At 30.5% G+C, this 9,727-nt stretch carries 11 protein-coding genes; 5 read left to right on the top strand and 6 right to left on the bottom strand.

Going from position 1 to position 9,727, the window contains the following annotated elements:
• Nucleotides 1-18 precede the first annotated feature (18 nt).
• On the bottom strand, nucleotides 19-465 hold the full coding sequence (locus tag ITB9_RS14490; RefSeq protein ID WP_054852792.1) for a hypothetical protein: 447 nt from the start codon (nucleotides 463-465) through the stop codon (nucleotides 19-21).
• A 128-nt stretch (nucleotides 466-593) separates the two neighbouring features.
• Between ITB9_RS14490 and ITB9_RS14485 the strand changes: the two genes are divergently transcribed.
• Together ITB9_RS14485 and ITB9_RS14480 are read left to right on the top strand one after the other, a co-directional pair.
• A complete protein-coding gene (locus ITB9_RS14485) occupies nucleotides 594-1,526 on the top strand; it encodes a peptidylprolyl isomerase (protein ID WP_028289940.1) in 933 nt (310 codons plus the stop codon).
• 66 nt (nucleotides 1,527-1,592) lie between these two features.
• Complete coding sequence (locus ITB9_RS14480; protein ID WP_371440202.1) at nucleotides 1,593-2,138, top strand: YfiT family bacillithiol transferase; 546 nt, start codon at nucleotides 1,593-1,595, stop codon at nucleotides 2,136-2,138.
• A gap of 78 nt (nucleotides 2,139-2,216) precedes the next feature.
• On the opposite strand, the gene ITB9_RS14475 is transcribed toward ITB9_RS14480, so the two are convergent.
• From ITB9_RS14475 to ITB9_RS14465, 3 genes are read right to left on the bottom strand one after another with little or no spacing between them, the layout of a single operon-like run.
• Entirely contained in the window at nucleotides 2,217-3,386 is a 1,170-nt protein-coding gene (locus tag ITB9_RS14475; protein WP_054852791.1) for a nitrate/nitrite transporter, read from the bottom strand.
• Between the two features lie 51 nt (nucleotides 3,387-3,437).
• Complete coding sequence (locus tag ITB9_RS14470; RefSeq protein ID WP_054852790.1) at nucleotides 3,438-4,121, bottom strand: DUF2490 domain-containing protein; 684 nt, start codon at nucleotides 4,119-4,121, stop codon at nucleotides 3,438-3,440.
• A gap of 2 nt (nucleotides 4,122-4,123) precedes the next feature.
• Nucleotides 4,124-4,642: a hypothetical protein gene (locus ITB9_RS14465; RefSeq protein ID WP_054852789.1), complete on the bottom strand. Its 519-nt coding sequence runs from the start codon at nucleotides 4,640-4,642 to the stop codon at nucleotides 4,124-4,126.
• Between the two features lie 99 nt (nucleotides 4,643-4,741).
• On the opposite strand from ITB9_RS14465, the gene ITB9_RS14460 reads away from it, so the two are divergent.
• A complete protein-coding gene (locus ITB9_RS14460; protein ID WP_054852788.1) occupies nucleotides 4,742-5,077 on the top strand; it encodes a tRNA-binding protein in 336 nt (111 codons plus the stop codon).
• A gap of 64 nt (nucleotides 5,078-5,141) precedes the next feature.
• On the opposite strand, the gene ITB9_RS14455 is transcribed toward ITB9_RS14460, so the two are convergent.
• Nucleotides 5,142-5,546: a PUR family DNA/RNA-binding protein gene (locus tag ITB9_RS14455; RefSeq protein WP_028607939.1), complete on the bottom strand. Its 405-nt coding sequence runs from the start codon at nucleotides 5,544-5,546 to the stop codon at nucleotides 5,142-5,144.
• 85 nt (nucleotides 5,547-5,631) lie between these two features.
• Nucleotides 5,632-7,374, bottom strand: a complete 1,743-nt coding sequence (locus ITB9_RS14450) for an ABC transporter ATP-binding protein (RefSeq protein ID WP_054852787.1) — start codon at nucleotides 7,372-7,374, stop codon at nucleotides 5,632-5,634.
• A gap of 147 nt (nucleotides 7,375-7,521) precedes the next feature.
• Here ITB9_RS14450 and ITB9_RS14445 point away from each other — a divergent pair, with 147 nt between their 5' ends.
• Both ITB9_RS14445 and nusB read left to right on the top strand, forming a co-directional pair.
• On the top strand, nucleotides 7,522-8,625 hold the full coding sequence (locus tag ITB9_RS14445) for a Glu/Leu/Phe/Val dehydrogenase (protein ID WP_028289932.1): 1,104 nt from the start codon (nucleotides 7,522-7,524) through the stop codon (nucleotides 8,623-8,625).
• A 108-nt stretch (nucleotides 8,626-8,733) separates the two neighbouring features.
• Nucleotides 8,734-9,678, top strand: a complete 945-nt coding sequence (gene nusB / locus ITB9_RS14440; protein WP_261975674.1) for a transcription antitermination factor NusB — start codon at nucleotides 8,734-8,736, stop codon at nucleotides 9,676-9,678.
• The last annotated feature ends 49 nt before the right edge of the window (nucleotides 9,679-9,727 follow it).

Genomic DNA, 9,727 nt, shown 5'->3' with positions numbered 1-9,727 from the left:
TATTAGATTTTTTTTGTTTTAATCTGTAGTTTCAATTGGTTTAAAAACTAACGTTTGCTTTTTTATAGTTAAAGTTAAACTTTTTATTGTCGAACGTTTGATGCTTTCTACAGTGTCTTTTTCAATTTCAAAATCTATTCTGGTGGCACTCCCTTTAAATCCAATGTCTATTGGGTCAGATTCAATTTCATTCATATCAGATTTTAAATCCATTACATAACCATTGCCTTCTACAATTAAATTTGCTCCAGTTTTAGTTTTTGTATTTAATTTACCAACCACATACGTTTGTAAATAATAATAACCACCCAACTCGTTATAGCCAGCATAAATAACATTAGCATCTGCAACGCCTAGAGGTTGGTCTTCACTATGTTTTAAAATTGTGTCTATATAATTAGCTTGATCTTCTACTATTGTATTGTTTGAGTTTTTACTTCCAAAAAGCTTACTTAATAATCCCATAATTGTTTATAAATGTGTGTCAAATTTAATATAATTAAATAGAATGGGTTTGGGTTAAAAAAAACATAACTCATACCTTATAATTTTTAACTTCTTTATACCTTTGCACTTCATTAAAATACAATGTAATGCAAGACGGTTTATACGCAAAATTTAATACTACAAAAGGCGAAATTTTAGTCGCTTTAGAATTTGAGAAAACTCCTGGAACAGTAGGTAACTTTGTTGCTTTAGCAGAAGGAAATATGGAAAATGAAGTTAAACCACAAGGTACACCTTATTATGATGGTTTAAAATTTCATAGAGTTATAGATAACTTTATGATCCAAGGAGGTTGTCCTCAAGGTACTGGATCAGGTAATCCTGGTTATAAATTTGATGACGAGTTTCATCCTGATTTAAAACACAGTGGACCTGGTATTTTAAGTATGGCTAATGCAGGACCTGGTACTAACGGAAGTCAGTTTTTTATTACGCATGTTGCTACAGATTGGTTAGACGGTAATCATACTGTATTTGGTAATGTTGTAGAAGGACAAGATGTGGTGGATGCAATTGCACAAGGAGATGAAATCACTACTTTAGAAATTGTTAGAGTTGGTGCTGCTGCAGAACAGTTTAATGCTATTGAAGCGTTTAGAACTTTTGAAGGTGCAAGAGAAAAACGTGAAGCTGCAGAACTTGAAGCTAAACGTGCAGAATTAGACAAATTAGCTGCAGGTTTTGAAGAAACTAAAAGTGGTTTACGTTACCAAATTATCCAAAAAGGATCAGGTAAGAAAGCCGAAAAAGGAAATCAAGTCTCTGTACATTATAAAGGACAATTAGCAGACGGAACTGTTTTTGATAGTTCTTACAAGCGTAATCAACCTTTAGATTTTCAAGTAGGAGTTGGACAAGTTATTTCTGGTTGGGATGAAGGTATCCAATTATTAAACGTTGGTGATAAAGCACGTTTTGTTATTCCTTCTAACTTAGGTTATGGAGCAAGAGGTGCAGGCGGAGTTATTCCACCAAACGCAGTACTTGTTTTTGATGTCGAGTTAGTTGACGTTAAATAAATATAAAATATTTTATTATATTAAAGCCTCATAGATATTATGTCTATGAGGTTTTTTATTTATATAATGATGACAGATCAACAAATTCAACTTCTAAAATACCCAATAGGAACCTTTAATTGTCCTGATGTAATTACGACTAGTGATATTCAATCTTGGATAGCTATATTAGATCATTTTCCTTCTAGATTAGCACAGATGGTTAATCCTTTAACAGATGCACAATTGGATACACCATATAGACCAGAAGGTTGGACCATTAGACAGGTAATACACCATGTTGCAGATAGTCACCATCATAGTTATATTAGATTTAAGTGGTCAATGACAGAACAAAATCCGGTTATTAAAGCTTATGAAGAAAATGCTTGGGCTAATCAACATGATTATAATCAACCCATAGCTTTATCAATACTCCATATTAAAGCTGTTCATGCTAAACTAGTTTATTATCTTAAAGGTTTAACTGAAAAAGATTTACAGCGTACTTTTATTCATCCGGAAAGTGGTGATACCGTTTCTTTAAATCAAAATGTTGGTATTTATGCTTGGCATAGTAATCACCATTATGCGCATATTTATGAATTATTAAAACGTAAAGGTTGGTTTTAGTCATCTAAAGGTATTGAGAACCCTATAGTTGCTCCATCTATAAATTGCTGGACACTATTTATAAAATAAATGCTGTAATTAGTTTTGTTTTCTATTTAAAGTCACTAAGCCTAGTATTGGACCTATAGCTAAAATAATATATATAAAATTAGAGTTAGTATAACTTAATAATAATGTTATGCACTGTAAGCTTATTATGGTAATAAAATAGCCTAAGCAATTTACAATTGTTAAAGCCGTACCTTTTATATCTGAAGGAGCTTTTTGTACTACTAATGTTGAAAGTAAAGGTGAGTCAGCTACAACTACCATTCCCCAAAACATTAAGAAAATAATAAACACTAATTGATTTGAAACAGTAAATAGTAAAGGCGAAACTAAACAACAAACGCCAGACAATAGCAGTGCTAAACTAGTTGTTTTTTTTTCGCCTAAAATTTTAGATACGCTACCAAAAAGCACACAGGCTAATCCACCAATACCAATAATAAAAAACGAAAGCAACGGTATGTTAAACACCACTTCAGGATGTCTTGTTGTATAGGTTTTTAGCATGATGGGTACAAATGCCCAAAACGTATATAATTCCCACATGTGCCCAAAATATCCGAAAGCTACAGCCCTAAAAGATTGTTTTTTAAACACTTTAAAGCAGGCAGACCATTCCGTTTTAGCGCCAACTTTACAATACGGACCATTAGGTACAAAAAGTAATATTAGTAAACCACCAATTATAGCCAAAATAGAAGTAGTGATAATTACAAGTTTCCATGGGTAACTTACTGTTAGGTCTTTTAAAATATGCGGAAAAGCTGTACCAATAACCAATGCACCAACCAATAAACTTAGCGACTGTCCTAAACCGTCTTTGTAATAATCGGACGCTATTTTCATACCCACAGGATAGATACCTGCTAAACAAAACCCAGTTAAAAACCTTAGTACTAAAAGGCTAGAAAGAGTATGTTGCTCCCAGATAATTAACCCATTAAATAAGGCTCCAAAAATGGCGCTTATAAAAAATACTTTGGAAGGCGAAAATCGATCGGCTAATGCTAATATTGCAAAAACTAGTGTCCCACCAATAAAACCAAATTGTACAGCAGAGGTTAGATGCCCTAAAGCATTGGTATTTAGATTAAAACTTATAATCAGGTCATTAATCACACCATTTCCTGCAAACCAAAGTGAGGTACAGCAAAACTGAGACAGAACTATAAGGGGTAAAATGTGTTTTGTTTGTTTCAATGTAATTAATACAAATTAATTGTAAACTGTTTTTGATATGTAAAGCTAATATTAAATACTGATATACCAATTTATAGCTAGCCAAAAACGTTGTCTTGTAGATTGGTTAACAAAATCATTAATTCTGTAATCTAAACCAAACTCAAGCTTGTTGTTATCCGTAAAAACATAGCCTACATTTGGTAAAACTCTGATTTCTAAATCGTAATTCTCCTTATTTTTAAAACGGTTAAGGTACTCGTTACTAATTTTTAAATACCATTCGTTTTTATCAACAGATTGACCATTTAAAGGGATGTCAAAAGTGACACGATACCGTAAACGTAATGCCATAGTTTCATTTGAAACAAAGGTTTGATCTGTAGAAAATCTGTGACCTAACCTAAAAGCATTAAAACGATTAATAATAGTGAATTGTTGAATGGTTCGTTTTACAATATCTTGATCTCTGAATCTTAATAAAAAACCACCAGCAATTGTGTTATTTAAACCTGTTTTTTTTGAAACTACTATGGCTGCATCAGTATGAACGTAATCATAATTAGTTGTTTGATTGTTTCCAAATTGACCAGTTTTAAATAATTGTCTAAATTCTGATTTAAAATTTATTTTCCAATTATTTTCTAATGATTTTCTAAGGTTAATCGTTGGTAATGTTCCTATATTATAAGTGTTTTGTGCTTTTGTATTAAAACTAAAAACACAACATAGTAATAAGAGGTAAAAAGGCTTCATTATTAAAACTGGATATTATCAGTGTTTCTAAAAATTATTGTTTTTGTGGATTTTAGTGTGCCTTCTTCATTAAATAAATATTCATAAAGCGCTTTGTCGTTTTTTGTTTTTCCTTTTAAAATTATTTCATAGTTAGTGGTGATGTTGTTGGGATGTCCAGATTTAAAGAAAGCCAGTAATGCTTCCTTTGAGCCAATATATTGGATTTGTATTTTTTTAATCCAATGTTTATCAAATTTGGTTTCTAATACATTTGTTATGTTAGCATAGGTTTTAACAGAAATATCGTCTTTATGTGTTTCAACTTCAATATCTTGAAGACTTCCATCCATGTTAAACTCAATACTGTATTTTTTGTTTTGATATTTAGTTTTGGCTTCAATAGATTGACCTGTTTCATTTATTTCGTGATACCATTTAACTTGTTTTGAAGCTAATAATTGATAAATAAATTGTTTAGCTTGATCTGGAACCATATGAACAGAAAGTCTTGATTCTTTTTCAAATTTAGTTTGAGCCATTATTGTATTTCCTAAAAATAGGAAACAGAAAAGTACACAAAGATTTTTCATTTTAAAAACATTAAATTGCATTACAAATATAACGACAAACTAACAGTTATGAGTGATACAATTCAGTTTGAAGATTTTACTAAAGTAGATCTTCGCGTAGGAACAATATTAGAAGTCAATGATTTTCCTGAAGCAAGACAGCCAGCGTATCAATTAAAGATTGATTTTGGAGATTTAGGAATTAAAAAAACTAGCGCACAAATTACAACGCTATATAATAAAGACCAATTATTACAACGTCAGATTCTTGCTGTGGTTAACTTTCCTAAAAAGCAAATCGCAAATTTTATGAGTGAATGTTTAGTATTAGGAGCTGTAAATGGTAAGGATGTTATTTTATTAAATCCAGAACATAAAGTGCCCAACGGTACCATTGTATCTTAAATAGATAACATAAAAAAAGCCTTATCGTTTAGAGAAGGCTTTTTTATTTGTTGTTTGTAGGATTTTAAATATCATCAAAATCTACATCAGTAAATCTACTTTCAGCAGTAGCTTCAGTGGTTGAGGTTGCTTCAGGAGCAGTAGTTGTTACCTGAGGTGTGTCGTATTCTTTTTTGAAATCTTTTTGGTGACGTTCGCTAATAACTTCATCTCCTTTTTCGTTGATGATGTAATCTGTCATTTCTCTTAAGATGTCATTAAACTCGTTAAAATCTTCTTTGTACAAATAGATTTTATGTTTTTTGTAATGAAATGATCCATCGTCATTAGTAAACTTTTTACTTTCAGTAATTGTTAAGTAGTAGTCTTCTGCTTTAGTAGCTCTTACATCAAAAAAATAAGTTCGTCTTCCTGCTCTTAATACTTTCGAAAAAATTTCTTCCTTCTCCATCATCTCGTTATTGTGCATAATCTAAATTGTGTTGTTAGTTGTTTCTGATAAACCAAAAATCAAAAAAAAAGTTGAATGCCACAACATTTTAATGTAAATCTTTTTATTTAGTTGTTTTCAAATACAGCTCTTTGTAGTATCCATCAGTGTTTATTAACTGTTGATGTGTTCCTGATTGTACAATATTTCCGTCATCTAAAACTATTATTTTATCTGCATTTTTAGCAGAAGATATTCTGTGGCTAACAATTAAAGTCGTTTTACCTTTAGTAATGGTTTTAAGATTGTTTAATATTTTTTCTTCAGTTTCTGTATCCACAGCAGATAAACAATCATCAAACAGCATGATTTGAGGCGTTTTAATTATTGCTCTTGCAATAGATACACGCTGTTTTTGTCCACCAGATAGCGTAATACCACGTTCGCCTAAAACAGTATTGTATTTGTTTTTAAACTTAATAATGTTTTTATGGACTTGTGCTAGTTTGGCAGCTTCTATCACTTCTTGATCCGTAGCATTTTCTTTACCAAACTTAATGTTGTTATTAATACTGTCGCTAAACAAAAAGGCATCTTGTGGGACGTAACCTGTAGCGTCGCGTAAACTATACAAGTTAAGTGATTCAATAGGTTGGTGGTCTACTAAAACCTGTCCTTTATTGACGTCATATAACCTACCAACTAAATCTAAAATTGTAGATTTTCCAGATCCTGTTTTTCCTATTATAGCTAATGTTTCGCCAGGATTAACCTTAAAGCTAATATCTTTTAAAGCTTGAATATTTGTGTCATCATAAGTAAAGGATACATTTTTAAATTCAATTTCACCAATAATATCAGACGTATTAGGATTGTTATTTTGTATTTCTGGTTCAGTTTTTAAAAACTCGTTAATTCTGTTTTGAGAGGCTTCAGCTTCTTGTACAATTGAAGTTACCCAACCTACAGTTGCAACAGGCCAAGTTAACAGGTTAACATACATTATAAACTCTGAAATTGTACCTAGACTAATTTCACCATTCATATATTGTTTACCACCAATATAAATGACTAAAACATTACTAAGTCCGATTAATAATATCATCATCGGAAAAAACAAGGCTTGTATCCTAACTAAACTTAACTGTTTTTGTTTACTATCTTCAGATAATTTATCAAACTGCGATGAGGTTTGAGGTTCTATACCGTAAGCTTTAATCACTGAAATTCCGCTAAATGTCTCTTGAGAAAATGTAGATAATTTAGATAAATACTGTTGCACAATGGTACTACGTTTATGTATTTCAGAGCTAATTTTATAAATAATAATGGATAGTATCGGTAAAGGTATTATAGTATATAAAGTTAATGTTGGCGCTTGTTTAAACATAAAAATTAATGCAACAACAAATAAAGTAAGTGTGTTAATACTGTACATAATAGCAGGTCCAGTATACATGCGTACTTTTGTAACGTCTTCGCTAATACGATTCATCAAATCACCAGTTCTATTCTTCTTATAAAAATTTAAAGACAATTTTTGGTATTGCTGATAAATTTCATTTTTTAAATCAAACTCAATATAACGTGATACATTAATTATTGTTTGACGCATCCAAAAGGTTAATATTCCTGATAATATTGCCGAGCCAATTAAAAACATAATATATTTTAGTAATTTAGCTCTATAATTAACCACACTATTTTCAGGGTTTTGTAGCTGGTCATTGACCACGTCTATAATAGATCCAATAAATTTAGGAACAAAAACAGTAAATAATTTAGAAATTATAGTTATTAAAACACCAATTATAATTTGGGTTTTATACTTGTAAAAGTATTTGTTAAGATGTTGTAATTCTTTCATTTAAATGAAAACGTAGGTTCGTATTTTTTTTAATAATTTCACATTTTAACGTGTAAATTATTGTTTTAATGTTAATAATAGAGTAATTTTGCGCATTGATTTTATAAATAATGTAAAATCTATGTATTAAATTAAAATGTTTACTAAATGGTTTCAGAATTAATCAATACCAATCAATTATCAAAAGCAGATCCTGTTTTTGGGCAATTATCTTTTGATAATCACGAACAAGTCGTTTTTTGCAACGACAAAGATACAGGATTAAAAGCAATAATCGGAATTCATAACACAGTTTTAGGACCTGCTTTAGGAGGTACCAGAATGTGGCAATATGCCAATGAATGGGAAGCTGTAAATGATGTATTACGCTTATCTAGAGGTATGACTTTTAAGTCTGCTATTACAGGTTTAAACCTTGGTGGTGGAAAAGCTGTCATTATAGGTGATGCTAAAACACAAAAAACGCCAGAATTAATGAAGCGTTTTGGAGAGTTTGTACACAGTTTAAGTGGTAAGTACATTACTGCTGAAGATGTTGGTATGGAAACTGCTGACATGGATACAGTTAGAGAAGTGACACCTTATGTAACAGGTATATCTGAAGATAAAGGAGGAGCAGGTAACCCATCTCCAATCACAGCTTATGGTGTGTTTATGGGTATGAAAGCTGCTGCAAAATATAAATTTGGAACAGATGTTTTAGAAGATAGAACAGTCATTGTTCAAGGTATTGGTCACGTTGGAGAATCTCTTGTAGAGCATTTAACAAATGATGGTGCTAAAGTAATTATTGATGATATTAATCAAGAACGATTAGAAGCAATCAGTAAAAAATATGGTGCCTCTATTTACAAAGGAAATAATGTATATGCTGAAGCTGTAGATATATATGCACCTTGTGCTTTAGGAGCAACAATTAACGATACTACAATTAATACTATTCAAGCTAAAGTTATTGCTGGTGCTGCAAATAACCAATTAGCAGATGAGTTGACTCATGGTCGTATCTTACAACAAAAAGGTATTGTTTACGCACCAGATTTTTTAATTAATGCTGGTGGAATTATTAATGTTTATGCCGAGTTAGAAAACTATGGTAAACAAGAAATAATGAGAAAAACTGAAAATATCTATAATACTACTTTAGAAATTTTAAGTAATGCTGAAACTAATGATATAACAACGCATCAAGCAGCATTAAATATTGCTTTAGCAAGAATTGAAGCAAGAAAAAAAGAAAATCAACAATAGATATCATATAATATACTATTTTTGCAAGGCGAAAGTGAAAACTTTCGCCTTTTTAATTATTAAAAAAAAGTATTTCAAACTAATTGAAATTTAAAGTTCTTTGTAAGTATGCTAAGTAGACGACATATTCGTGTTAAAGTAATGCAGGTTTTATATGCATTTAATGGTACAGAAAGTGATGATTTTTCTAAAGACCAAAAATTTTTATTATACAGTATAGATAACATGTATAATTTATATTTAACGATGTTTTCGTTAATTATAGAAGTAGGAAAGCGTTCTAAATCTCAATTAGAAACCATCCAAAAAAAGCATTTAGCAACTCCAGAAGAAAAAAATCCAAACAAAAAATTTGTAAATAATCAAGTTTTACAATTAATCACTAACAACGAAGCTTTAAAAAGCGAGTTTGAAGCTAAAAATATTAACAATTGGCAGTTAGATAATGAGTATGTTGAGATTATATATAAGGATATTTTAGCAAGTGATCTTTACAAAGAGTACATGTCTACTAAAACATCTACTTTTAAAGAAGACAAAAATTTTATTTTAGATGTCTTTAAAGAAATTATCGCACCAAACGATAAACTTTACGATTATATCGAAGACAAAAACCTAACTTGGTTAGATGACCTGCCAACGGTTAATACAGCCATATTAAAGTTATTACGCAAAATTAAAGAAACGTCAGACGACCGTTTTTTAACGCCTAAACTTTATAAAGATATAGAGGATAAGCAATATGCTATTAATTTGTTTAAAAAGACATTGTTAAATCAGTCTAAACTTAGCGAAGAAATTGCAGGTAAGACTAAAAACTGGGATACAGAGCGTATTGCAAGTTTAGATTTGGTGTTGCTAAAAATGGCCATTTGCGAGCTAACGAATTTTCCGTCAATACCAACTAAAGTAACCATTAACGAGTATCTTGAAATATCAAAAGAGTACTCAACACCAAAAAGTAGCATCTTTATAAATGGTATTTTGGATAAACTGTTAAAAGAATACCAAGAGGAGGGAAAGCTAAATAAAGTTGGTCGAGGATTGATGTAGTAAAAAAATATTATTATTTTTACAGTTCTAAATTTATAAAACTAGAAAC

The sequence above is a fragment of the Olleya sp. ITB9 genome (assembly GCF_001315805.1).
Taxonomy (GTDB): domain Bacteria; phylum Bacteroidota; class Bacteroidia; order Flavobacteriales; family Flavobacteriaceae; genus Olleya; species Olleya sediminilitoris.
This window is presented reverse-complemented; position numbering and strand designations above follow the sequence as displayed.

Bases quoted from the DNA above. Each gene is read 5' to 3' on its own strand.
- ITB9_RS14490 (WP_054852792.1), bottom strand. From the start codon at position 465: ATGGGATTATTAAGTAAGCTTTTTGGAAGTAAAAACTCAAACAATACA.
- ITB9_RS14485 (WP_028289940.1), top strand. From the start codon at position 594: ATGCAAGACGGTTTATACGCAAAATTTAATACTACAAAAGGCGAAATT.
- ITB9_RS14480 (WP_371440202.1), top strand. From the start codon at position 1,593: ATGATGACAGATCAACAAATTCAACTTCTAAAATACCCAATAGGAACC.
- ITB9_RS14470 (WP_054852790.1), bottom strand. From the start codon at position 4,121: ATGAAGCCTTTTTACCTCTTATTACTATGTTGTGTTTTTAGTTTTAAT.
- ITB9_RS14465 (WP_054852789.1), bottom strand. From the start codon at position 4,642: ATGGCTCAAACTAAATTTGAAAAAGAATCAAGACTTTCTGTTCATATG.
- ITB9_RS14460 (WP_054852788.1), top strand. From the start codon at position 4,742: ATGAGTGATACAATTCAGTTTGAAGATTTTACTAAAGTAGATCTTCGC.
- ITB9_RS14455 (WP_028607939.1), bottom strand. From the start codon at position 5,546: ATGCACAATAACGAGATGATGGAGAAGGAAGAAATTTTTTCGAAAGTA.
- ITB9_RS14450 (WP_054852787.1), bottom strand. From the start codon at position 7,374: ATGAAAGAATTACAACATCTTAACAAATACTTTTACAAGTATAAAACC.
- ITB9_RS14445 (WP_028289932.1), top strand. From the start codon at position 7,522: ATGGTTTCAGAATTAATCAATACCAATCAATTATCAAAAGCAGATCCT.
- nusB (WP_261975674.1), top strand. From the start codon at position 8,734: ATGCTAAGTAGACGACATATTCGTGTTAAAGTAATGCAGGTTTTATAT.